Below are 25,321 nucleotides of genomic sequence, written 5' to 3'. Positions count from 1 at the left end.
CCGGGAATTCAATTTAGAGCAAAGATACTTTTGGCAAACCCACCTTATTTAATCGTCGAGATCGATGTCAAAATTAATGTCATCCGCTAAAAAGTCATCTTCGCCGAGGAAAGGATCATCGAAATCATCATCCAGATCGTCATTTACAAAATCAAGAGGATCTTTGAGATTGATTTTTTCAGGAGATTTAACTTCCTTCTTTTTGATTTTAACAATAGAAACTGGCTTGGTTTCTTTTCGAATCCTTTTCTCTTCATCCGTACTGGGACGGTTAACTTTTTTAGGAGGATTTGCCTCAATCATTTTGGCCTCAAGACTTTTGGTGGTCGTAGGCACAGCCATCAAACGACGTTTGTCGATCAATTCACCTGTTGCCAAACAAACTCCATAAGTTTTATTTTTGATGCGGAGCATGGCATTCTCCAAATCAATAATGTGTTTACGGTGGCGGCCCTCCATAGTGTATAGCATTTTAAGATCATTGCTATTGGAAGTGTCGTCCATCCAGTCGCCTTCACTTCCGACCTCAGTGATGGCTTCAATCTGATCGAGAATGAACTTTAAAGCCTCATTGGCTTTTTGAAGCTTTTGTTCGATAATTACCTTAAACTCCGCGAGCTCTTCGTTGGAATAACGGTTCGCGTTTGGGCTTTCATTAGACATACCTGGTTGTTTAAAATTTCGTAATGCGCCGCCAAGATACAAGTTTAATTCTAAAAAAATAATGAAGAAAAAACCTTTATTACCATTTTTTTTTGCTGGGCGGGATGGCGCAACGACCGGCATGGCAGGTTTTTTTCGGGTGATTTTTAAAAAGTTAAATCAACAATAATTAACCTTATTGGGGTCCTGATTTTATTTCAGTGCAATTTTACAGGTAAAATCTGAATAAATACTGAATTGAAATCTGAATTTCAACTAAATAATGCTGCGCTGTTTTAAGCTTTTTTACACTCGTTTACCACCCGAGTATATATGCAAAAATTAAGGGTGCAACGATTGTAGCATCACTTTCGATGACAAACTTAGGCGTCTCAATATCCAGTTTTTCCCAGGTTATTTTTTCATTGGGCACGGCACCTGAATAGGATCCGTAGCTAGTGGTTGAATCGCTGATTTGACAAAAATAAGACCAAAAAGGAGTTTCATCAAGTTCCATATCCTGCCGAAGCATTGGGACGGTGCAAATGGGGAAGTCTCCAGCTATACCACCTCCGATCTGGAAAAAACCGACTCCTTTGTTGCCTGCGTTTTTCATATACCAGTCTGCCAAAAACATCATATATTCAATTCCTGATTTCACAATGGAAGACTGGAACTCTCCCCGCATACATCTTGCGGCAAACATATTGCCGGTCGTGGAATCTTCCCATCCCGGTACGATGATTGGCAGGTTTTTTTCACAGGCAGCTACCATCCATGAGTCTTTGGGATCAATATCGAGAGATCCTTCCAACACGCCGGAACGAATTATTTGATAGAGGAATTCGTGAGGAAAAAACCGTTTTCCTTCATTTTTTGCCTTGGTCCAGACGTCCACCAGTTTTTGCTCAATTCGACGCATGGCTTCTTCTTCAGGAATACAGGTATCGGTCACGCGGTTGAAGTGATGGTTCAAAAGATCCATTTCATCCTGTGGGCTAAGGTCTCTGTAATTGGGCACCCTTTTGTAATGCGTGTGTGCCACCAGGTTGAAAATGTCTTCCTCCAGGTTTGCGCCGGTGCAGGTGATGATCTGAACTTTGTCCTGGCGTATCATTTCTGCCAGTGATTTTCCCAATTCGGCGGTACTCATTGCCCCGGCAAGGGTGATCATCATATTATGTCCACTTTCAAGTTGGTCCACATAGGCCTTTGCTGCGTCAACAGTGGTCGCAGCATTGAAATGCCGGTAATGTTCCAGCATGAAATTTGTGATTGGTCTTTCCATTATTATTCAAATTTAAAATTTCACAATAAATGCTTCCGACAATTAATAACCTAAAATACGTAACATATCTTCAGCCTGCTGTTCATCCCTGTATAAAGCGACGGTATAGTTACCTGTATTATCGCGGTCGACTACAATATGTTTCGGGGACGGGATCAGACAATGTTTGATGCCTCCGTACCCACTGATGGCATCCTGGTAAGCCCCGGTATAGAAAAACCCAATATAAAGGGGTTCCTTGTCTTTAGGATCCATTTTAGGGAGAAAGATTTGTTGATTGAGCTCTTCAGAATTATAATAATCGGAATGATCACAACTGATCCCGCCGATATTTACTTTTTCGTATTCATCGTTCCATTTGTTGACGGGCAGGAGTACGAATTTTTCCAGGATACTCCAGGCATCGGGAATGGTATTCATCAGGCTATTGTTGATGATATACCAGTTTTCGGTATCGTTTTGAATCTTTTGTTCCAATACCTGGAAGATAACGGCTCCGCTTTCTCCAACTGAATACTTTCCAAACTCTGTGTAGATATCGGGCTCTTCAACGCCTGCATTCATACATTCTTCCTTGATATTCTGAACAATCTCCCCGACCATGTATTTATAATCATACTCAAAGCCGAGATTATTCTTAATGGGAAACCCTCCTCCGATGTTGAGTGAGTCCAGGGAAGGGGCAATTTTTTTAAGTTCAACAAAAACCTTTAGGGCCTTATTGAATTCACCCCAGTAGTATAAGGTGTCCCGAATTCCTGAATCTACGAAAAAATGGAGCATTTTCAGTTCCACTTTTGATTTTCGGGCAATTTTGCTTTTGTAAAAGTTGATGATCTCCGACGACCTGATGCCCAGCCTGGAAGTATAATAGGGGGATTGGGGCTGAAGGTCAGTGGCCAGCCTGATCCCTATTTTAATAGGCTCTTTCAGGCGCTTGTATAGCCTGTCCAGTTCCTCCATGCTGTCCATCACCGCTATGGAATTTTTGAATCCCAATTCATTCAGCTTAATGATTTTTTCCAGGTATTCATCTGTTTTGTAGCCATTGTGTACCAAAACAATGGAGGTGTCAATTTTACCTTTTTCGTATAATTTAAGGATCAGATCAATATCAAAACTTGAAGAAGTTTCCAGATTCACACCGTATTCGAGTGCTTTACTGATGACGTGCTCAAAGTGACAACACTTGGTGCAGTAACAATAATAATAGTCGCCTTTATAACCATTGACCTTCATGGCTTTATTGAACCAGTTGGTGGCTTTTTTTATTTGATCTCCAATTTTTGGCAAATAGGTAATCCTGAACGGCGTACCATAAGTGTCGATCAAATGTTGGAGGGAAACTCCATGAAAATAAAGGTATCCGTTATTGAGATCAAGGCCTTCCTGCGGGAAATAGTAGGTCTGATTGATTAAGTCGAAATATGTATTTTTCATCTCGGAAACTGTGGTGTAAAATGAAAGAAGGGCGCAAAGCTATGCGAAGAATCTGAATAAAAACTGAAAACATGAATAAAAGTGCAAAGCTATTAAATTAGACAGGTTCTAAAAAACTTCCTGTGCGTTTTTTTTTATTTTATAGATTGGCCGGTAGCTCCATCAAAAAAATAGGCCTTTTCCAGGTTGACGTATAGATCTACGGTGGTATTGATCTCTATGGCGTATTCTGACCGGAATTTCGAAACCATATCCTTGCCGCCAAATTCTGAATAAATGAGTTTTTCATTGCCCAATAACTCACTGGCAATAATATGGGTGCTGATCCGGGCGAATTGTTTTAACCCTGTTGCATCGGCATGTATATCTTCTGACCTGATGCCCAGGTCTACTTCCTTGCCTATGTGATTTTTAATATCTTTCAGGGAGAGCCCTGAAAGATCGAACTCAAAAAAATCACTTTTGAGCACTATTTTTTGGTTTGTTTGGAAGAGAGTGCCGGTGAGAAAATTCATTTTTGGGGTGCCAATGAATTCAGCCACAAATTTATTGGCAGGATTTTTAAACAACTCCATCGGGGTAGCCATTTGCATGATTTCGCCCTTGTTCATGATCACGATCCGGTCTCCCAGAGTCATGGCTTCTACCTGGTCATGCGTAACGTAAATGATGGTAGCATCCAGTTTTTTGTGCAATTTGGCCAACTCAATGCGCATTTGTCCGCGCAATTTGGCATCCAGGTTACTCAGGGGTTCATCAAACAGGAATACCTTTGGATGTCGGACAATCGCCCGGCCGATGGCAATACGCTGCCGTTGGCCTCCTGACATTTTTCCCGGTTTTTTATCCAGAATATCTTCGATGTTTAAGATTTTGGCAGCCCTCATTACCCTTTCGTGAATTTCCTGTTTGGGGACTTTTTTTATTTTCAACCCAAAAGACATGTTGCCATAAGCCGTCATATGCGGATACAAGGCATAGTTTTGGAAAACCATGGAAATTTCCCTTTTGCTGGGTTCCAGGTCATTGACTTTATCTTTTCCGATAAATAATTCCCCTTTTGTGATGTCTTCCAACCCGGCGATCATTCTTAACACGGTTGTTTTACCACAGCCGGATGGGCCCACCAAAACAACAAATTCTTTGTCTTTGATGGTACAGCTGATGTCTTTAACCGCCAGTGTTCCTTCCTTATAGGTTTTTCCAATATTCACTAATTGTACTTCAGCCATGGTGTATTGTATTAAGTGAGAAGTCTTTTAATTTGTTTTGAGCAGGGTCATCAACGATTCAATTGTGGACTCAGCCCCTGAATTTCGATTAATAGTAGTGTCCGAAATAATACCATCGTAACCCCGCCCTGTTTTTGCATCATACATGGTCGTTTGGGCAATATTATTCCCCTTAAACCAGGATTTTAGATCCTTGGCCAAATCTAAATATTCCTGTTTCCCGGTAATATGGTAAGCTTCCATTGTGGCCCAGACCATGGGACGTACTCCATAGGCAATTTGGGGGAAATCATTTCTTTTTGTTTCGACAAAATGATCTTCTTCCTGTTCCACCCAAAATGCTTCGGCAAAGCCACTTTTCAATAAAAAGGGGTAAAAATGGTCCACTTCCCGGAGTGCACTTTTTATGTAGGCCTCATTATTCAGTTGTTGGCCTGCCCTCAGCAAGGCATAAGCCTGACTATTGCCCCAGGCGTGCCATAAATTTCCCCAACTGAGAAAGGCGCCGAATGGGTAATGGGTCTTGTCTCCTTTTTGCATTTGCATTATGCCACGGGCTAATTTATCGATCAAAACTTTAGCTTCAGCGTCATTTGTGCGGGCGAAGTAGGGGAGTAGCCCCAGGATCAAAACAGCCGTTTGATCTGCAGCATATTTTTGCGGAAGCCATGCCGGAACCACCAGGGTATTTATGGTGTCAAAGACGGATTCTTCTATCGTTAAGTCCCTTTGGATATTCGCCACCAGTTTTGATACTGCAATATCGATTTCATGTTGCAATTCAGTATTTTTACTCACCAGAGGATAGGCGGTTTCCAGCGCCCAGAAAGCACGAAGGGACCACCAGTTTAATTCTGCTACGGTGGTTTGATAAGTGGTATTGATGCTTAGGTCGTGCCAAAGGAAATTATTGAAATACCCATTGTTGTTTTGCATGTGCAATACAAATTTAGTCAGCATTTCTATTGTTCTCAGCGTCTCTTTTTTTTGTACGCCTGTTTTATAGTATTCGGATAACATGACGATTGCACGAGCCACATCATCCACACAGGTAAACCCTTCTGAGGGTTCAATGGCATAGGAATAGTCTGGGTATTCACTGTAAATGTGTACAATGGCCATACGGTCTCCATTAATGCTTATTTCCTTGTAGAGGTGCTCAAAATGCTTTAGGTTTACTTGCATTAGTTCCGGGTCTCCAGCTTTTTGAACTGTAGGGTGGGGAGTGTTGCAAGCGAGAAAAGTGCTTATTGTAATTAAAATAATGATATTTAAAATATTATTCATTCTTTTGATTAGTTGTTTGAGTAAGTTTTATTTTCGCTACCGTACACTTTTTTGTGTCACGCTGATTCCGCTGATTTTCGCTGATCATTTTCGAAAATTTTGCCTTGTTTTTCCGACTAAAGTACGGAATGTCATTATATTCCATCTGCGTTTATCTGCGTTTTCTGCGAGGACCAACCATGCATTTTCAGGACTTCCCGCAAAAGTGTACGGTAGAGAAATTTTATTTAACATTGTTTCATTTTGTTCAATAAACTCCGTAGGTCTAGGGTAGCAAATGTCGAAGCCGAATCGGACATGGCATAGGGAATCACGAGTAAATTTTCGTGCTTCATGGCACCACAGGAATAGACCACATTCGGCACATAACCTTCCCGTTCTTCTTCATTGGGGGAAATCAGGGGGATGTCCAGTTTCCGAATCACTTTGGAAGGGTCCTTCAAATCCAGCAAAATGGCACTGATCACATATTTCCGAAGGGCGCCAACGGCATGTGTGATGACCAGCCAGCCTTCCTCTGTTTTTATGGGTGACCCGCAATTTCCCAATTGCAGCAGACCCCAGCTGAATTCCGGTTTCAAAAGCGTTTTGAAATCTTCCCAGATAAATAAGTCATCCGAATACATTATGGTGATTTCCTCACCGCCTTGTCTTCCGAGCATCACAAACCGGCCATTGATCTTTTCAGGAAAAAGGGCAAAGCCTTTATCATTGACCGCCGCACCGTACATGGTTCTTATTTTGAACTTGACAAAATCTTTCGTAATGATAAGTTGAGGAGAAATATGATGCCCGTCATAGGCCGTAAAGGTTCCGATATAAGTAGATTTCCCATTTTCTGAAAATTCGACAAAACGAACGTCCTCCATACCCCTCGATTCCTGTTTTGCACTTGGGAAAACCACCCGTTCTGAAAGTTGTGAGCCATCCTGGGCCACTACATCATAATTGGAGTCCAGTATTTTGTCCAACACTTCACGTGATATTTCATCGTACTGTTTGAAGGTTTGAACGGAAGCATTTAGGTAATCTTTTTTTGTAAAAACAGGCCCAAGTTCATCGAAAATGGAAGGATCAAAACCCGGCAAAATTTTTGTTCTATTTTTGAGTTTCGCCGCATCAAAGGATTTGGTGGGATCCTGCATGGCGGTCGTCGCAAAGCCGGAATTTTCGTCGAGTTTTATATTTCCTTTGCTATCCAAAGTCCCGCTTCTGAATTCTATGGAAGAAATGTGTCCTTCTCCAACGGCTCTTAAACTTATAATAAACCTAATTTCACCAGCTGCCAAACCACTTTGATCCGGATGCGCCACGATGGATGGATTGAACAGGGCCGCTGATTGGATGGAATACTCTTTGGTAAAAAAAGCACCCAATAACAATTTACGGGTTTCTGTCATCTCATAATCTTTCGGAATCACCTCACTGATTTTTTGATAATGAGCATTGAAAAACCAGGTTAAGTCCAAATGCCGGTTCCTGAATTCTCTTAAAACTTCTTCGTATAATCTGGAAACCTCTTCTTCCGGCAGTGCAAGGACACGGTTCACCATCAAGCCAACTCTTTTAGATTGTCCCGGAAGCCCTAAATCCAAATAGTTTACAATCACCTTTTTTACATCAGCCTTGATTCGGATATCGGATCGATTTATTTGCATGCTTTAAATTTTAAGAGTTTGAGTATCAATTTCAACTGCGTTTTTTCGGCATTAATCTTTCAACCCCGAGCTGGCCATACTCTGTATGAAGTATTTCTGGAAAAAGGAATATGCTATCATGATCGGTAAAGCCAGAAATACGGCGGAAGCCAGTTTTACGCCGAGTTGACTTTCTGCCCTGCCCCCTACGGAAAATAAGGTAACCATTTGAGGAAGCGTCATCAAATTCTCTTCTCTTATCACGATTAGAGCCCACAATACCTCATTCCAGGAACTCATAAAAGTCAAAATACCCACAATCACGACCGTTGGAATAATATTGGGGAACAAGACCTGGTACACTATCCTAAATTCAGAACAGCCATCTACCCGGGCAGCATCAATCAGGGCCTGCGGAATGGACATAAAAGCCTGCCGAAACAGAAGAATGGCAAAAGAATTGAGCAGGAAGGGAATGATGAGGGCTGCGTAAGTATCCACCAGGTTGAGTTTGACCATGGTGATATAATTCGGGATCAGGGTAATTTGAAAGGGCAGCGTCATCGTAAAAATGATGACGTAAAAAATGAGGTTTTTGCCTTTAAATTCCATTCGGGACAAAGCATACCCAACCATTGAACTAAAAAATATGACGCCCCCTGTTGTCATCGTTGCCACGAAAATACTATTGGCGAGCGCCCTGCCAATAGGTATTTTGGCGAACATTTGAATGTAACTGTCAAAGGTAAAGGAAGAAGGCAAAAAGGTTAATCCTCCTATCTCGGATTCCGGAGAAAGCGACGCCACGATCATCCAGTAAAACGGATACAAAAAGGTGATGGCCGCGATACTTAAACATAGGTATAGGAATATTTTTTTCATATCAATCTTTCGTTTCTATGTACCTTTTCTGGATAATGACAACCGATAAAATCAGCAGGGCAAAGAAAAAGCCAAGGGTGGCCGAGTAACCCATGTGATAATATTGGAAGGCCTGTTTGTAAATATACAATACGGAAGACAGGGTGCTGTTCAGCGGGCCACCTCCGGTCATAATATACGGCTCGATGAAAAGAGAAAAACCGCCGATGGTGGACAAAATGACGACCATAAAAATAGTGGGATTGATCAACGGCAAGGTAATGCTTCTGAATTGCTGCCAATGAGTAGCCCCTTCGATTTCCGCCGCTTCATAATAAGCACGGGGAACAGTTTGTAGCCCTGCCAGAAATAAGATAACGTAGAGCCCGACATTTTTCCAGGTGGCCATAATGGCAATGGAACCCATGGCGATGTTCGGGTCAATGAGCCAGCCAACTTTATGAAACCCCAAATCGACCAGCAACCTGTTGATCAAGCCGGTGTCAAAGCCAAAAAGTTGTTGCCAAAGGATCGTGACTACCACTCCGGAAACAATGACCGGCAGAAAAAAGGCGGCCCGGTAAAATCCTTTTAGTTTTATCTTCTGGTTTAAAAACTCGGCCAGGGCCAGCGAAAAGACCAATTGTAACGGAATGTGAATGATCAAAAATTTCAGGGTGTTTACAATGGCTTTCCAGAACATACGGTCGTGAAACATTCTCGAATAATTGGCCAACCCGGTGTATTCAACCGGGGAAATGATGTTCCATTTGTGGAAGGTTAAAAACAATGAAAAGATAACAGGAAATGCCACAAACACCAAAAAGTGTAACAGATAAGGCATTACGAATAAATACGGTAACCATTTATTTTTTTTCATACTTATTGATATCCTGTTGTGGGCAATAATAATGGGCTTACGGTCATAATATTATACTTTTAGCCTTTTCGTGGGCCTCAACCGCAATTTGCAGTGAATTCAAGGCATTTTGTTCCGTAATAACCCTGTCATGAGTTTTGTCCTTGATCCATTTAAGCTGATCATCAATCATAGAAGCAATCAAACTTTGGTAAATGGTTGTTTTTGAAGCCCCATTATAGGTTAATTCCACTTTATAATCTGATTCGATAGTTTTAAACCTGCCCCTGGATATTTTTTGATCACCTTCATACTCTTCAAGAATGTTAATGTCAAGGGGAGAAGCCAGCGATTTTAAGGTTGCTAAATCTTTTTTTGTAACCAAAGCCTCTATCTTAAATTTTGTAGGAACCCATTCGTATAAACTGAGACTTCCTTTTTCAAAAACCAATCGAATTTCCTGTCGGTCCATTCTTTTGGGCTGATCGAATGCATGATAAAAATTCACCACCCCCTGGCCGTATTGAACCACCGCCTGGACCCTGTCGGCAGCCAAATGTTCGATGGGGGAGTTTTTCCTTTTTATTTCCAGAGATGTTAAAAGAGTGCCCTGGCCAAACCATCCTTCGAACATATCAAAAAAATGCACGGCATGTTCGATGAAAATACCTCCGCTTTTGCTTTCTTCCCAAAACCAATGTGCGGGTCCGGAAAACTCATCTGTGGCATAATTTTCAAAAAAGCCGTGTAAAAAAGTACCGAAAATATTTTGATTAATAATTGTCTGCACTATTTGATAAATGGGATTGTAGCGCTGCATGAGGTTTACCACGTACAAGCTTTTATTTTCCCGGGCAATTTGTATCAATTGTTCTACTTCCTCTGTTTTCAATGCTGCCGGTTTCTCACAAATAACATTTTTTCCGGCCAGTAAACATTGCTTCGCGGAAATGAAATGGTGCCAGGGTGGGGTAGCAATGTATACTAAATTTATGTCAGTATTGGCAATTAACTGATCAAGGTCATCAAAAACAATTCCCCCGAATTTCGATTGGAACTGCCTGGCTTTCAACACATCAGTGTCTAAAATGCCAACGAATTGGACGTTCTTGTTTTTCATCATTTGCGGTAAAGCAAAAGTTGAAAAATTACCTGCTCCTATGATGGCTAATTTATTCATAAAATATTATTTCCCAACAGAACATTTACCGCTCTGGCAGCATCTTCAATGGCCTTTTCCGGTGTTTTTTTATTGTAAATGACACAAGCTTCATATTCCTGGGAGATGATGTCAAAAACTTCCACAATAACTTCACAATTGTCCACTCCTTTGACATGATTGGCTTGAACAGCAAAAGTCAGGGCCTTTGGATTTTGAGCGAAATAGGCTGAAAAAAGCGTATCGCGCTCCAGGTTTTTCCTCCGGGGCAACTGCCCGGATATTTCCAGGAATGTTTTGTCGCCTTCCCTGTTTATAAGGGTTTTTATGAATTGCCAGGCCGCTTCGGGTTGCTGACAAGTATTGAATACAACTATATTTTTGGGATCTGCATAGGTGTAAATCGGTCCGGTATGATCGTCCGGAACCTGCATAGGATAAAAATCAAAATCAAAATCTGTTCTTTTCTTGAATTTTTCAAGGTAGGAGATTTCCCAGGGTCCGGTCCATTTTGTCAATATATTCTCGGAAATAAACTGATCTTGACCAGCAGATAATCTTTCTCTTGAAAAATATTCTTTGTTGTACAATTCCTGCAAAAAACGAAATACCCCTATAGCGTATTCATTATTAAAAGCAGCTTTATTATTCCTCACCAAAGCCCCTCCATTTGAGGCTGCGAGATATAAAGGGTAAAAATTAAAAAACCGCTGATACCATATCGCTTTGACCTCCGTATACCCGATCCACTGATCCGTATAGCCATCCTGATCCACATCTTTTTTGACCCGGGCTCCCGCTTGAAGATAGGCCGAATAAGTGTCGGGTAATTGGGAGGTGCCTAATTTATCAGGCAAAGTTTTATTATAAATCGTCATGATCGGATTTATTTTCCAGGGAACCTGGTAAATGTGTCCGTCTGATGAGGTAATTTCTTCCAGCGTTTCCTGCCCGCACCGTTCTCTGATAAAGTCTGTAAATCCGTCCAGGGTATCCAATGGAATCAACACTCCTGCGTTGGCATACATTTCCACGCTTCCCTGCCACATATTGGCATAAATGTCAGGAGTCGTTTTCCCCACCACGGCTGCCAGGATCACTTCTTCGCTGGATTGGCCTTCGGGAACAGGTTGCGTTCGGACGGGAAGTTCCGGGTGGTTTTGGTTCCATTGTTCGGTAAATTGGGTCGCAAATTGTATTTCAGTGTTATTGGTGGCACACCAGAAAATCAGCCCATTATTTTTAATTTCAGTCTTTTTGCAAGACGAAAAAAGGAGCAGCAGGATTACGATCCGGGCGGGGATGGAGGTTGATATTTTAAGTAAAAAGCAATTCATAACGCTGAATTTTTTCAAAAGGTAATTAATCCGCCACTTTTAATTCCGACAAAATATGTTTAATGGATAGTTCTGCCCCGCAGATAACCTCATCCGAAGCCCCGTAGTAGAGGGTTATTTTATCTCCGTTTACCCAATGTCCGTTGGTGAAAATAACATTATTGTAAAAACCATTCTTTTCGTAATCTGTTGTGGGTTCCATTAATGGATCGTTGGAACGGGCGAGTACTTTTGAAGGGTCTTTCAGGTCGAGTAATACGGCTCCGAAACTATATCGATCATTCTCATCTGCGCCATGGTAAATAGCCAGCCAGCCTTCTTTGGTTTTGATGGGTTCGGCTCCTGCGCCCACTCTTTCACTGTCCCACATACCTTTTCTGGTGTGCAGGATGCATTGGTGGTTGCCCCAGTGGGTAAGGTTTTCGGAAGAAGCAATCCAGATGAAATTACCTCCAAGACCCAATCCGGAAGGGCGGTGCATACAGTAATATTTTCCTTCAATTTTTTCTCCGAACAGTGCGCAATCTTTATTATGAGGAGGTAGAATCATTCCTTCTCTGGTGAAGTGTTTCCAGTCCCTGGTATGCATCAGGCCAACCCCAACCCCGTTTTTTGATACCTGGGTATAGGTTAAATAGTAAATGTCGTCTATAAAAGTGACCCTGCAATCTTCAATACCATAAGTTTCTAGACCTCCTTGTCCTATAATATGGGTAGGGAAATCTTCCGGCTCGTAAAAATGAATACCGTCTTCGCTGCATACCAGCCGTAAATGAGAAATGGTAGAAAGGAACATATTTCCTTTATAGGTAAATTTTCGAGGATCGGAAGTGTCCAGTAACGGGTCGTTTTTATCAAACTCCAGGTTGTACAGACTTCCATCTTCCCGCATGATAGGAAGAGATACCTCACCGTCCTTCTGAGGAGGACGTTCTGATACTCTTAACAACAACCAGGTTTTGTTTTCAAAACGAAATACACCAGGGTTCATGACACATTCAACCACGAAGTCTGACTGACTGGGGGAAATATCATGAGTGGTGATGATCGGATTTTCAATGAATCTTTTTACCATAATGATTGAAGCGTCCCTTTTTTGTCAGTCGTAATTAAAGGCACTCAAAACCAAAAAAAAAGTGGCCAATTAATGGGCTGGTTACACAAAATATCCTGCTCCAGGATTGACGAACTCTTTATGTAGTTATAAATGGGAACTTTTACCCGAAAGGCATAAAAGAATACTTGTTTTTAGGTTTAAGAAGATGGATCACTTCCTTAAAAAAAGAGGGTTAAATAAGGAGCTGCCCGGCCTAATACCGGGCAACTCTTTATAAATTTATTTATTGCTTGGTGAATTTTAGTGAACCAAGATTTTTACCTCCTAAAACGAAGTTTAAGGAGTAAGTACCGCTGACATACTTTTCAACGTTAATTGAAAACTGGTCAGCAGGAATGGCGTTTTTATCAAACCTTATGGCATCCACCTGTCTACCTGCCGTATCAAATACCCTAAGCAAAAGGGATTCTTTGTCATTAAAGCTATGGTTAACCACAAGCTCTTTTGAAACAGGATTTGGATAAATGGACTGTACCACATTGGCCAATTCTCCGGCAAGAATGTCGTTCACTCCCACAACGGTGCTGCCCACGGAGTACAACATGGCTACTTCCTCAGGAGTTAATGCTTTATTATAGATTTTTACTTCATCTAAAGCTCCTTTGAAATAAGATCCATCCCATTCTGGGTTGGTACCCATAACCAAAGGACGTCCAGTACTGTTAAGTGTGCCTTCTGCAGGTAAATTTTTTGCTTCTGCTCCGTCCAGGTAAATGATATCATTTACACCATCATGCACCATGGTTACATACCACCAGTAACCAAGTAATAAATCATTTCCATCGCCACTATCCATGTCATGAACAAATGACTCTGAGGCTGAATTTGAACTGTTGGTGGTCCATACTATTCTAAGGTGTTGTGGCAACGAAATCTTCCACCGCTGGTCCCAGTTTCCAAAATATATCACATAGTCTTCCGCATCGGTTGGAATGGCATCTACCCGGATCCAGAAACTAACAGTGGTATAGTCGGAAATCAGCTGTACAGCATTGGCGGCAAGCACAGAATCCTGATTACTTGCAAAAACGATTGCTTTATTTCCTGTGCCATTTGGATGGGTGACGTCTATGAATGTAGGAGTACCTCCAATCGTTCCATGATTGTTATATGGAGTCGCATCATTGGCATTGCCATCAAAAGGATACCAGGCTACAAGGCCCGGTTCACTGGTAATGAGTTCCGGGTTGGTGGAAGCGGTAAGTTCAGCATATTCAGAATTATTCCCTGAAAGGTCATAAGCATAAACCTCAAAGGTATAAGCCGTTTCAGCCTCAAGACCTCCTATGAAAACAGAGGTAACATTTGCGGCAAGGCTATCAAAATATATTCCATCAACAAAAACCACATATCCCGCTACCAGAACATTGTCAACAGAAGGTTCCCAGGTGAGTAAAACGGAAGTGGATCCCGCAGAAACAGCCAGGTTTCCAGGGGCTGTAGGGGCTTCAGTATCGGGTGTTTCGTCTACATCAGTGGTAACCAGCAAGAACGATGGCAAAGATTCGTTCCCTGCTTCATCTATCGCCGTTACACTGAATTCAAATTCCGTCAAAGGCGTTAGGCCAGGGAAATAAGCCGATGTATTAGCCGTAGTGAGCACCTTTGTGCCATCCTGGAAAACATTGTATCCTGTGACTCCAACGTTATCATTTGAAGGCCACCAGCTTAAACTTACATTATTGAAGTTTACACTGGACGCAAGATTCAATGGTGAAGAAGGCGCTTCACTATCCGTCATTACCGGTGGTGTGGATTGTGCGGCATAAAGGTCAGCAATTTGCTGAGCCGTAAGTGCCGTGTTGTATATCTGAACTTCATCAAGACTGCCTTTGAAATAGTTGGCGTTGTCTATCGGATCATAACCGATACCCAAAGGGTAGGTGGTTGCATCCAGAGCGCCTGCCACATCTTTTTCCGCTACCTGAACCCCATCAAAATAGATGATGTCTTTGGTTCCGTCATGTGTCATGGCCACATGGGTCCACACGCCAAGGGTCAATGGTGTGCCTGAATCCATATCACTGCAACAGAATCCCGGGTGGGTGGTAAAAACGGTTTTACCATGGTTGGGCAGGGAAATTTTCCACCGCTCCTGCCATCCACCGCTGGATAAAATGAAGGCTTCTCCACTGGCTGGGAATTCCGCTGGATTGATCCAAAAACTGATGGTTGTATTATCTGAATTCAACTGTGGGGAGTTCGCGGCCAACAGGCCATCACTCACGCCGTTGAATGTATAAGCTTTATTTGCCAGATCAAAACGGTCATTATTCAACTGCGCTCCGTTTACCTGTGCATCATTGTGGTAAGGTGTGCCATCTTTGGCGTTTCCGCTAAATGAATAGTCAGCAACCAAATCATCTACAATAACCGGGGGTTGACTTTGTAAGTCATAGAGATCCATGATTTCCTGCGCAGACAAAGCCACGTTGTATATTTGGATATCATCAAGGCTGCCGTTGAAAAAATTATTATTATCGATCGGATCATAACCGATACCCAAAGGGTAGGTGGTTGCATCCAGAGCGCCTGCCACGTCTTTTTCAGCTACCTGAACGCCATCAAAATAGATGATGTCTTTGGTTCCGTCATGTGTCATGGCCACATGGGTCCACACGCCAAGGGTCAATGGAGTTCCCGAATCCATATCACTGCAGCAGAATCCCGGGTGGGTGGTGAAAACGGTTTTTCCATGGCTGGGCAGGGAGATTTTCCACCGCTCCTGCCATCCTCCGTTGGATAAAATGAAAGCTTCTCCACTGACTGGGAACTCGGCAACATTGACCCAGAAACTGATGGTCGTATTGTCGGAATTATAAGCGATTGAATGGTCTACTTTTACTCCTTCATTACCAGAGAATTGAAGGGCATTGTTTGCATAACCAAACCGGTCTGTTGTTGTAGTTGCACCATTTATCACTCCATGATTTCCAAAAGGAGAAGAGTCTTCGGCATCTCCGGCAAATTTGTATTCTGCAACCAAATTGCCAGGCGTTCCTGGGAAGGTAGATTGAGCGGTGTACAAATCGGCAATTTCAGAAGATGAAAAGGCATAATTGTATATCTCAATATCGTCTAAACTACCATTGAAATAATTGGCGTTGTCGATTGGGTCAAAACCTATTCCCAAAGGATAGGTAGTTGGATCCAGAGGGCCTGCGACGTCTTTTTCTGCTACCTGAACGCCATCAAAATAGATGATGTCCTTGGTGCCGTCATGTGTCATGGCCACATGGGTCCACACGCCAACGGTCAGCGGTGTGCCCGAATCCATATCACTGCAACAGAATCCCGGGTGGGTGGTGAAAACGGTTTTACCATGGCTGGGCAGGGAGATTTTCCACCGCTCCTGCCATCCTCCGCTGGATAATATAAAAGCTTCCCCACTGACAGGTAATTCGGCAACATTGACCCAGAAACTAATGGTTGTGTTGGCGGAATTCAACTGGGCAGAGTTTGCTGCTACGACGCCGGAAGTGGTTCCGTTAAAAGAATAAGCGCTTCGGCCAAATCCAAAACGATCTGTTACAGCGGTTATATCCGTGCCAGTGCCATGGTTAGCGAAAGAAGTTCCGTCTGTGGTATTGTTGGTAAAAGAATAGGCCGCTACCCTTTCAGATCCAATGACCGGAGGGGTATTTTGTGCATTATAAAGTGCTTCCACTTCAAGTGCAGACAAAGCCGTATCGTATATTTGAACTTCGTCTAAGCTTCCATTGAAAAAGTTGGCCTGGTCAATAGGGTCGTAGCCAATGCCCAGTGGATGAGTGGTTGCATCAAGTGCCCCCACTACGTCTTTTTCAGCCACCTGAACACCATTGAAATAAATAATATCTTTGGCTCCATTATGTGTCATGGCCACATGAGTCCACTCGCCAATAACCAGGGGAGTTCCTGAATCCATGTCACTGCAACAAAATCCTGGATGGGTAGTGAATATTAACTTGCCATGGCTGGGAAGAGAAATTTTCCAACGTTCCTGCCATCCTCCGAAAGAAAGCGGAAAAACTTCTCCGTTCACAGGAAAATCATTGGCTTTTATCCAAAAGGCTACAGTGGTATAATCAGAATTTAGGGCGGCTGAATTGGCCGCTACGAGGTGGCTTTGGACGCCATCGAAACTAAAGGCACTATTTGCAAAACCAAAACGGTCCTGTGTCAGCGTAGCGCCATAAATAGCAGCATTGTTGCTGTTTGCAGACTGGTCATTTGCATTTCCTGCAAAAGAATAGTTGGCAACTGGTGTTTGGGCATTTAAACCCGCCGCTGCCAATAAGAAACAGCAGAGAAAAAAGTGAAAAGGCCGTAGAAATACTCTCATTTTTTGTACTTTTTAAAGGTGATCTAAAATAAAACTTTTGACAGCCGGTTTTATAACTTTAAAAATCGGGCGACAATTGTCGTTTGCCCGGTTGTGAAAGCAACAAAATAAATTCCGGGTTGCCAATCGTTAATCATCAAATTTGTTTCTGTCTCAGCACTAAATGGCTGACTGGTAATGAGCCGGCCATAAAGATCAAAAACAGATAACATTCCATTTTCAGAAGAAATTCCGGACAACTCTACAGACAGAATATCAGATGCCGGGTTAGGGGTAAGCAGCAATCCAAATTCCTGTTCAGCAAGCCGTCCAACTGTAGTTATACTTTCGTCGTAGAGCGTAGAAACCAGTGTAGGGGTGAGGGCATAATCAAAGATTTTTACCTCATCTATAATTCCTTTGTAGTTGTATTCTGTATTGTCAGGCAACATTTGACCAATAAGTAAGGGGAGGGTAGTCGTTCGAATGCTGCCCGCCAGCGGTCGTACGCTGCTTAATTCACCATTGAGGTAAAGCGCCATCCATTGTCCGTCATAGGTTACCACCAGGTGATAAAATTGGTTTAATTCAATTTTTGTATCTGAGTCCAGATCGCCGATCGCATTGGAGGTATTAACCGTCCAGCGAACTACTTCATCCGGAGTGATGGAAATTTTCCACCGATTTTGCCAGCTTCCATGGGAAAGCATGAAAATTTCATGGTTGGGAAACAACTTGGCATTAAACCAGCAGCTTACGGTGATTCCGTTCTGAAAATTAAGTATAGGTTCATTGTTCACGGTCACCCTGTCATTCAGGCCATCCGTTTGAAGGGCACTCAATGGATTTTCAAAATAATCATTCGCGTATACTGCTCCGCTGACCTGGCCGTGTAATTCATTGCCACTGATGTCATTCCCATTCATGGAGAAAGGATACCAGGCGATGAGATCTCCCTCAGAGGAACCAAAAATATTGACCCAGACAGCCGCGGATGCCGTAGCGGATAATCCACCTGGATCTGTAACCGTAATGGATATCGTGTAAACACCTGAAGAGGCAGGTGCCGTCCAGTTTATGGTGCCTTCGTTTCCTGAGAAATTACCTGCTGAAACCGTCCATTCGTAAGTAAGGGGATCTTCATTGGGATCGAAGGTGATGGCCTGAAGTTGCATGATTTCTCCAGGAGCCACGAAAGCAGGGTTTTTGATTATTTCCAGGATTTGAGGGGCTTTATTTATTTCCGGAACCACATTAAGGGTGATTGTTGCCGTATCCTGGTTATTGGTTTCATCCGTTACGATCAAAGTGATCTCATATTCAGTAATCCCTGCAGGAGGGAACCATTTCACTTCAGTACCGGTGCCATTGAGTTCACCTCCTGTAGCGCTCCAGCTGTAAGTGAGATTTTCAGAATCCTTGTCGAAGGCCTTGGCATAGATTATGGTGGAATCTCCCGGTTCGATTTCCACCTTTTCAGCTGCCAGGGATTGGATCCTGGGGGAATAATGAAAAGGCTCAGCCGACTGCATATAATCAACCACCACACCATTGACCATCATTTTATTTTCCTCATAGGAAATACTCCCGCCTGATGGGGCCAATGTCAGTACAACAGCTTCATCGGCTGGTATAGTGATTTCAACATCGCCTGTTACGTTTTGGAGAACAAAAGTTTCTGACAAAGTTTCGTAAACATCTATTGCATCATTGCCAACGTTTATGTTTACGGTTTTTGCTGTGCTGTATGGATTGAAAAGCAAATAAGTCGGATAAGCTTCATCATTGTAGAAGTCTGTTTTAAGTAAATCGATTTTCAGAATTTTGGGGTCATTTGTTTTCTTTAGAATCCCGCCAAGGTATCCGATAGAGGAAGTACCGTACAATGCAAGGTTTGTTGCTGCCCAGCCCCCTCCAACGGCATCTCCTGTAGAAAAAGGAGAGTTGCCTTCCCATTGCTCTCTTAGTGCCTCATAACCCACTACATTGTCCGGGTCATAAACACTTGACCAATCAGAGGCATCCTGTAAAAAAGAAGGCAGAAAACCGGGGTAAAACAATTTTGTTGCATTGGCCAGGTTGAGCATCCATTTGCCAATGGCTCTGGCAAATCGTTTATCGTAACGTACCATGGGCGCGAGTGCTGCTGCCTGATGTAAACCATTCATTTGAAAGGCATAATCATTCCCGTTGTCATTGGCTTCGCCTATAAGTCCATGCACGTCAAAGATGCCCCATTGCCCTACAATAGCGCCCCAGCCCCGGATGGGTCCTCTGTCAAAAGTCCAGTTCACTATCTTTTCAATGTCGTAGTCCGTGTTCATCTCGGCGTTCATCTTTGCCGCCGTATAGGCACCGTAGGGCAATTGTAATTCATAGGAAGGGTTGGAGGTCCATTCATTCAAAAATTCTATACTCCATTCTGCAGCCTTGAGATATTCAGGATTGCCCGTTTGTTTCCAGGCATGGTATAAAACCCAGGCGTAAGCACCAGCGGCTTCAGGTTCTTCGACTCCGTTGGCGTTGGGTTGCATGAGGCTGAAATCCCAGGCCCGGTAATTCATGTAGGCTTTTTCCCACGGTTTGTCGCTGCCTCCCATGGCTCTGACGGCTTCGAGGAAACGATCAGCAATGCTGATGAATTGAAAATCTTCATCACCACCCAGGTCAGGATACAACTCGTACAATTGATAAAAGTAAAGGTTAGGCATCAGGTCATACCACCAATCATTCCCGCTGCTCGTGGAAGGATTGTTTAAGTAGAGGAGTTCGCCATTGTTTTTGTTGAAAAAATCCTGGCTCATCAATACCCAGTTTTGGTCAAACTGATTTGATTTATCAATGCCAACGAGGGTGGCACCGACAAGTGAGGGCAAAATGTTTATGGCTTCTTTTCCAATGGAACCCGAACCCACATAGGTTTTGAGGCCATAAGCCGTATGCTGTGGATAATTTACCCCGGAAGATTGTATGGATACTAATGGTAGATATAAACCGGTCTTTTGGATGTCATATACAAAAGAGTCATATAACATAGCCACCTCCTCCCAGTCCCGAATAAAAAATTGAGAAGGTTCATTAGGCATCATTTCAATGCGATTGATGTCTATTTGGGAAACCTGAGCTCCAAGCGGGAGGGTTATACCAATCAATAAGCACAGTAAAGTATTTCTAACCATTATTCCGAGTTATCTTTTTTTTTTTTAAGTAATTAGCTTTTAAAACCGATCAGTATCCCGGATTCTGTATCAGGAAAGGGTTGAGATCCAATTCGGTTTGCGGAAGCGGAAATACTTCGTGTTTGCCTACCTGAAACTCCGGAATCACATCGGCGGCAATTCCCCAGCGAACCAGGTCAAAAAACCGGTGCATTTCAAATCCCAGTTCCACTTGCCGTTCCTTGCGGATGGCGTTTATCATTTCTGTTTTGTCGGTAGTCAAAATGGGAGGTAAAGTATTATCTGGATCAACGGATTGAGCCCTGGCTCTTGCTCTGACTTCTTCTAACGGTGCCTGGGCTTCCTGAACCTGTCCCAACTCCGCCAAAGCTTCAGCTTCCCAAAGCAATACTTCGGCATACCTGATGGCGGTGTAGTTGATATCGCCATCGGAGGCCTGGGTAACTGTCGTATCTATTTGCAGGTATTTTTTGATGCCGTAACCTGTTGAAGAATAGGATGGTTTGAAAACATAACCGAAATAAGGATCGTTGTTTTTGGCAATGGTAAATCCACGACGGGGGTCGCCAGGTTCGAAAGTATTAAAAAACTCCGGTGTGGGTTCCGCAAATCCATAACCGTCGACCTTTTTGGACCGCCACCATTGATTCAGAAAATTACCTACTCCTAATTCAAGATTGGCGTGTTGTATTTCCCAAACTGATTCGCTGTTGTTTTGGGTATATTCATTAAAATTGTCCTGGTAATCAGGCACCAAAGCATAAAGGTTTAAACCCTTAATTTCAGCGATATAAGCTAATGCTTCCGCCCAGTTTTTTTTATAGATATTGGTTTTGGCGGCCAGGGCGTAAGCAGCCCCTTTTGTGGCTCTTCCCGTTTCAGCCCCTGAATACGATTCAGGGAGCCAGGCTGCCGCCTGATCACAATCATTGAGGATTTGATCGTAAATGACCGTCTTGGCTGTTTTAGGTATTTTTAGTTCATCCGGTGGCGTTACCCTGATGAGCAACGGCACATCGCCAAAGACCTGGGTCAGTGCAAAATAATAGTACGCACGGAGAAAATAAGCCTCCCCAAGGATGCGGTTTTTTAATTCCTCATTCATTTCAATGGGAGGAACCTTTTCAATGATGGCATTACACTGGGCAATACCATTGTAATTGACCTTCCAATAATCATTAAATTCCTCTGTTCGAGGGGTGTAAGTTAAAAAATCCAGCTCATTGATCCCTGGTCTGGAACCATCTCCACCGGCAATGGCTTCATCCGACGTTACTTCGGCAAAGGCCCAGTAAAAATTGCTGTTTTCATTATTGAACAACAAGGACTGATAGGCAGCATTGATAGCTTGTTCTGCATCTTCCGAGGACTGGAAAAAAGAGTCAGCATCCAGGATACCCAGAGGGTCTTTGTCCAGAAAACCGCTGCAGGAAGTGAAGGTCAGTAACACTATTAGGAAAAAATATGGTATCGATTTCATGCTAAAAGCTTTTTAATAAAAATTAACCTGTCTAAAGAAATGTTCATTCCTTTCTAAAAATCCATCCGGATTCCGGCAATAATGGTACGGGGTGCCGGGACGGTTCCCCAGTCGATTCCTACCGCAAGGTCAGAGGAAATATTAATACCTTGGGTGTCATTGGTATTGGCTTGTATTTCAGGATCCAATCCAGGGTATTTGGTAAAGGTAAAGGCGTTTTGAACCGTCAAATAAACACGGAAACTTCCAATAGCATCTGTTTTGAAGAGGTCCTTAAAATTGTAGCCCAGGGAAATATTACGAATACGGAAATAAGAACCGTCTTCCAGCCAGCGGGTTGATATCCTGCGGTTGCCGTTACGGTCATCAATGCTTACTTTAGGAATATCCGTATTGGTATGCTCTGGTGTCCATCGATCGAGAATTTCCTTGTAAGAATTAAACCCCCTTGAGGGCACTTCGTAAGCGAAATTACCATAAAGGAAATACACATCGTTGCCTTTTATTCCCTGGCCCATTACAGACAGGTCGAAATTTTTGTAACTAAGGTTCAGGTTCAGCCCGTATATATAGTCCGGGAAAGGATTACCAAGATGCGCACGGTCTTCATCATCAATAATATCGTCTCCGTTCAGGTCCGCAAATTTGATGTCACCGGGGCGCGTATCTACGGTCTGAAAAGGACTGGCGTCAATTTCTTCCTGGCTTTGGAAGATGCCCTCCATTTCCCACAAAAAGAATGATCCGATAGGGTAGCCTACTTCGGTTTTTGTAATAGCACCATCGGATAAGCCAAAGCCTCCGGGGATGGGTTCGCTATCTGCCAATGAAAGGACTTCATTATGTACGGTAGCTATATTTGCACCTATGCTGTAATTAAACTGTCCTGAGCCTCCCCGGTAGATTAAACCCAATTCAAGTCCTTTGTTTTCCACTACTCCCGCATTGACATAAGGAGGGTTCTGAGAGCCTCCTGCCTGAGGGATAGGTACTCGAACGAGGATATCTTCCGTTGTTTTTATGTAATAATCCGCTACCAGCGAAAGTTTATCCTCGAGAATACCCAGTTCCAGTCCAAAGTCAGTTTGGCTGGTGGTTTCCCATTTTATATTGCTGTTTCCTGCTTCCACCAGCCGGGCACCCGTGACAATCTGATTGCCAAAATCGTAAACATACAGGCCCGTTTCCACCAGAGAACTAAACGGATATATGCCGATCTCCTGGTTTCCTAATTTTCCCCAGCTTGACCGGAGTTTAAGGGTTGAAATTACAGGAACATCGGCAAAAAATGCTTCGTTGGATACATTCCATGCAGCAGATAAAGAAGGAAAAAGTCCCCAGCGATTGCCTTTGCCAAAACGGGAAGAACCATCACGACGGAGGGAAGCATTGATTACGTATCTGCGGTCGAAACTGACGCCAGCCTGGCCGAAGTAGGACAGCAAAGCCCACTCGGTTTCCACCCCGCCTGCACTGACATCCCCCAATTCAGCCGTTACGCTTGAATTGATATATCGGAACAATGGATTGGTACTGGAAAAGTTGTTGGCCGCCGCGTCCAGATAATTGGTCTTGTTTTGGATAGCCTCCGTTCCAATGAGTGCAGAAACATTGAATCTTCCTAGTGTTCTGGTAAAATCCAGGGTGTTATTCCAGATAATATTCCGATCAAAAACACGGCTCTCAGATAGGGAAGTAGGATCGTAAACGGCCTGTGATAGTCTTTCCTTGAACAATTTTCCGATCTCAAAAAGCATATCGGCGCCAAGGGTGGTTCTTAGATTCAACCCTTCCATAAGTTTTACTTCAGCATATACATTGCCAAAAATACGGTACCGGTTGATGGTCCAGTCTGTGGCATCAACAAAGGCTATGGGATTTGGGTTGCCGTCTCCGTACAACATTGGGTCACCTAATTCGGAAGTCACCTTTAAATAAGAGCCATCCGGATTGTAAACAGGTACCAGGGGAGAGGTAATCATGGTGTAACGTATTCCGCTCAATTCATTTCCGGCTCCGAAGCCGTCACCGGAGGAGTTAATGATCTTCCGGTCGGTAACGGAAAAAGACATATTGTTCCCGATTTTCAACCACTTATTTCCTACTTCTCCGTTGAAACGCAGCAAGTATTTTTTAAACGCCTGTCCACGAAAGACACCGTCCTGATCCTGATATTCTCCCAGGATAAAAAATTTACTGGCTTCACTGCCCCCGGTAGCACTTAGGGAATAGCGTTGAATGGGGGCATTGTTGAATAATAAATCCATCCAGTCTGTATCCGGTAAAGTATCCAGAATGGCAGGATCATACAGTGGGAGTTGCCTGATAGGTATCCTCAATTCGTTGGCGTTGGCAATGGCTTCATTCCTGATGGTTAAAAACTCTTCGGCATTTAACAGTTCAGGCAAACGATTGGCTTGTTGAGTTCCGGAAGAGGCATCCAGGGTGAAGAGCACTTTGCCCGCTTTTCCTTTTTTGGTGGTGATAATGACCACGCCATTGGCCGCACGTGCTCCGTAGATGGATGCAGAAGCCCCGTCTTTCAAAACCTGTATGGATTCAATATCATTGGTAGAGAACATATTGATGTTGCCTGTAGTAGGGACTCCGTCAATGATGTAAAGGGGATTGTTATTTCCAATGGTTCCAACACCACGGATACGCACCGCAATATCATCTCCCGGAGCCCCGGTGGTTTGGGTAACCATAATGCCCGGAGCTTGTCCTTGCAGGGCCTGATCTATCCCCATGACCACCAGTTTGTCAATATCTTTGGATTTGATGGACGAAATGGCGGTGGCGACGTCAGATTTTATTTCTTTCTTATAACCGGTGATCACTACTTCATCCAGCAATTCGGCTTGATCTTCCAAAACCACATCAATTAGCGTTCTTCCCTGAACAGGTATCTCCTGGCTTTCAAAACCTATGAAGGAGAATTTCAGAACAGCTTTAGGGGAAACGGTAAGGACATATTGGCCATCCATATCTGTGGTTGTACCATTATTAGTGCCCATTTCCAAAACACTGACCCCAAACATGGGCTCGTTGTCCGGCAAAGTTACTGTTCCTGTTATGTTAATTGGAATATCCTGGGCAAAAAGCGGATTGAATTGGATTAAAACGAAAAGGAAAAAGAACAACCGCTTGAATAATTTAAGGGATTCTTGAGCATGAGGTATTTGTCCGTTCATCTTCTCTGTGTTTTACGATAATTGGTTAGGATGTGATTCTGTTCTGTAAAATTACTCCATAAATTAATCATTTTTTGATACTTTTCCGCAAGATTAAGATACTTTTATGGTATTTTGTGGTAATTTTATTTTGTGCTTGACTTTCTTGTTTCTAAATAACCTCAATTAAGGCAGATAAAAATGGATACCATTGATTAAATAAAATGATTAAATTTTCAATGGCAAAAAATACGGGTTTTAAAATTTTCAATGCTTCGATATTCTCAAAGCATTAGAATAATTGGGTGTAGCCCCTCCGCATAAAAT

Annotated in this window: 15 protein-coding genes; all 15 read right to left on the bottom strand. The window is 43.0% G+C overall.

The window, feature by feature from the left end; all coding sequences use genetic code 11:
• Nucleotides 1-48: 48 nt before the first annotated feature.
• The 15 genes from H6571_02410 to H6571_02340 all read right to left on the bottom strand — a co-directional run bounded on the left by H6571_02410 (nt 49) and on the right by H6571_02340 (nt 25,015).
• A complete protein-coding gene (locus tag H6571_02410; protein ID MCB9322571.1) occupies nt 49-663 on the bottom strand; it encodes a hypothetical protein in 615 nt (204 codons plus the stop codon).
• 295 nt (nt 664-958) lie between these two features.
• On the bottom strand, nt 959-1,933 hold the full coding sequence (locus H6571_02405; protein MCB9322570.1) for a deoxyhypusine synthase family protein: 975 nt from the start codon (nt 1,931-1,933) through the stop codon (nt 959-961).
• A gap of 39 nt (nt 1,934-1,972) precedes the next feature.
• Nucleotides 1,973-3,370, bottom strand: a complete 1,398-nt coding sequence (locus tag H6571_02400; protein MCB9322569.1) for an arginine decarboxylase — start codon at nt 3,368-3,370, stop codon at nt 1,973-1,975.
• A gap of 134 nt (nt 3,371-3,504) precedes the next feature.
• Nucleotides 3,505-4,602, bottom strand: a complete 1,098-nt coding sequence (gene ugpC, locus H6571_02395; GenBank protein ID MCB9322568.1) for a sn-glycerol-3-phosphate ABC transporter ATP-binding protein UgpC — start codon at nt 4,600-4,602, stop codon at nt 3,505-3,507.
• A 27-nt stretch (nt 4,603-4,629) separates the two neighbouring features.
• Nucleotides 4,630-5,889 carry a hypothetical protein gene (locus H6571_02390; protein MCB9322567.1) on the bottom strand — a complete coding sequence of 420 codons (1,260 nt, stop codon included), beginning with the start codon at nt 5,887-5,889 and terminating at the stop codon, nt 4,630-4,632.
• 227 nt (nt 5,890-6,116) lie between these two features.
• The gene (locus H6571_02385; GenBank protein ID MCB9322566.1) at nt 6,117-7,547 is read right to left on the bottom strand and encodes a glycosidase; all 1,431 of its coding nucleotides are present in this window, start codon (nt 7,545-7,547) and stop codon (nt 6,117-6,119) included.
• A gap of 51 nt (nt 7,548-7,598) precedes the next feature.
• Complete coding sequence (locus tag H6571_02380) at nt 7,599-8,408, bottom strand: carbohydrate ABC transporter permease (GenBank protein MCB9322565.1); 810 nt, start codon at nt 8,406-8,408, stop codon at nt 7,599-7,601.
• A gap of 1 nt (nt 8,409) precedes the next feature.
• A complete protein-coding gene (locus tag H6571_02375) occupies nt 8,410-9,267 on the bottom strand; it encodes a sugar ABC transporter permease (GenBank protein ID MCB9322564.1) in 858 nt (285 codons plus the stop codon).
• A gap of 43 nt (nt 9,268-9,310) precedes the next feature.
• Nucleotides 9,311-10,426, bottom strand: a complete 1,116-nt coding sequence (locus H6571_02370; GenBank protein ID MCB9322563.1) for a Gfo/Idh/MocA family oxidoreductase — start codon at nt 10,424-10,426, stop codon at nt 9,311-9,313.
• On the bottom strand, nt 10,423-11,742 hold the full coding sequence (locus H6571_02365) for an extracellular solute-binding protein (GenBank protein ID MCB9322562.1): 1,320 nt from the start codon (nt 11,740-11,742) through the stop codon (nt 10,423-10,425). The genes H6571_02370 and H6571_02365 overlap by 4 nt, the downstream gene beginning before the upstream one ends.
• 25 nt (nt 11,743-11,767) lie before the next feature.
• Nucleotides 11,768-12,817 carry a glycosidase gene (locus H6571_02360; protein ID MCB9322561.1) on the bottom strand — a complete coding sequence of 350 codons (1,050 nt, stop codon included), beginning with the start codon at nt 12,815-12,817 and terminating at the stop codon, nt 11,768-11,770.
• Nucleotides 12,818-13,082: 265 nt separating this feature from the next.
• Nucleotides 13,083-17,183, bottom strand: a complete 4,101-nt coding sequence (locus H6571_02355; protein MCB9322560.1) for a T9SS type A sorting domain-containing protein — start codon at nt 17,181-17,183, stop codon at nt 13,083-13,085.
• Nucleotides 17,184-17,233: 50 nt separating this feature from the next.
• Nucleotides 17,234-20,341, bottom strand: coding sequence for a T9SS type A sorting domain-containing protein (locus tag H6571_02350; GenBank protein ID MCB9322559.1), 3,108 nt, complete (start codon nt 20,339-20,341; stop codon nt 17,234-17,236).
• A 49-nt stretch (nt 20,342-20,390) separates the two neighbouring features.
• A complete protein-coding gene (locus H6571_02345; protein ID MCB9322558.1) occupies nt 20,391-21,821 on the bottom strand; it encodes a RagB/SusD family nutrient uptake outer membrane protein in 1,431 nt (476 codons plus the stop codon).
• 53 nt (nt 21,822-21,874) lie between these two features.
• Complete coding sequence (locus tag H6571_02340; protein MCB9322557.1) at nt 21,875-25,015, bottom strand: TonB-dependent receptor; 3,141 nt, start codon at nt 25,013-25,015, stop codon at nt 21,875-21,877.
• Nucleotides 25,016-25,321 lie beyond the last annotated feature (306 nt).

The sequence above is a fragment of the Lewinellaceae bacterium genome (assembly GCA_020636105.1).
Lineage (GTDB): Bacteria > Bacteroidota > Bacteroidia > Chitinophagales > Saprospiraceae > BCD1.
The sequence above is the reverse complement of the archived record's forward strand: the minus strand, read 5'-3'. Positions and strand labels throughout refer to the sequence as shown.

Excerpts from the sequence above, each read along its gene's own strand:
- H6571_02410 (MCB9322571.1), bottom strand. The coding sequence starts at position 663 with ATGTCTAATGAAAGCCCAAACGCGAACCGTTATTCCAACGAAGAGCTC.
- H6571_02400 (MCB9322569.1), bottom strand. The coding sequence starts at position 3,370 with ATGAAAAATACATATTTCGACTTAATCAATCAGACCTACTATTTCCCG.
- ugpC (MCB9322568.1), bottom strand. The coding sequence starts at position 4,602 with ATGGCTGAAGTACAATTAGTGAATATTGGAAAAACCTATAAGGAAGGA.
- H6571_02390 (MCB9322567.1), bottom strand. The coding sequence starts at position 5,889 with ATGAATAATATTTTAAATATCATTATTTTAATTACAATAAGCACTTTT.
- H6571_02385 (MCB9322566.1), bottom strand. The coding sequence starts at position 7,547 with ATGCAAATAAATCGATCCGATATCCGAATCAAGGCTGATGTAAAAAAG.
- H6571_02380 (MCB9322565.1), bottom strand. The coding sequence starts at position 8,408 with ATGAAAAAAATATTCCTATACCTATGTTTAAGTATCGCGGCCATCACC.
- H6571_02375 (MCB9322564.1), bottom strand. The coding sequence starts at position 9,267 with ATGAAAAAAAATAAATGGTTACCGTATTTATTCGTAATGCCTTATCTG.
- H6571_02370 (MCB9322563.1), bottom strand. The coding sequence starts at position 10,426 with ATGAATAAATTAGCCATCATAGGAGCAGGTAATTTTTCAACTTTTGCT.
- H6571_02365 (MCB9322562.1), bottom strand. The coding sequence starts at position 11,742 with ATGAATTGCTTTTTACTTAAAATATCAACCTCCATCCCCGCCCGGATC.
- H6571_02360 (MCB9322561.1), bottom strand. The coding sequence starts at position 12,817 with ATGGTAAAAAGATTCATTGAAAATCCGATCATCACCACTCATGATATT.
- H6571_02355 (MCB9322560.1), bottom strand. The coding sequence starts at position 17,183 with ATGAGAGTATTTCTACGGCCTTTTCACTTTTTTCTCTGCTGTTTCTTA.
- H6571_02350 (MCB9322559.1), bottom strand. The coding sequence starts at position 20,341 with ATGGTTAGAAATACTTTACTGTGCTTATTGATTGGTATAACCCTCCCG.
- H6571_02345 (MCB9322558.1), bottom strand. The coding sequence starts at position 21,821 with ATGAAATCGATACCATATTTTTTCCTAATAGTGTTACTGACCTTCACT.
- H6571_02340 (MCB9322557.1), bottom strand. The coding sequence starts at position 25,015 with ATGAACGGACAAATACCTCATGCTCAAGAATCCCTTAAATTATTCAAG.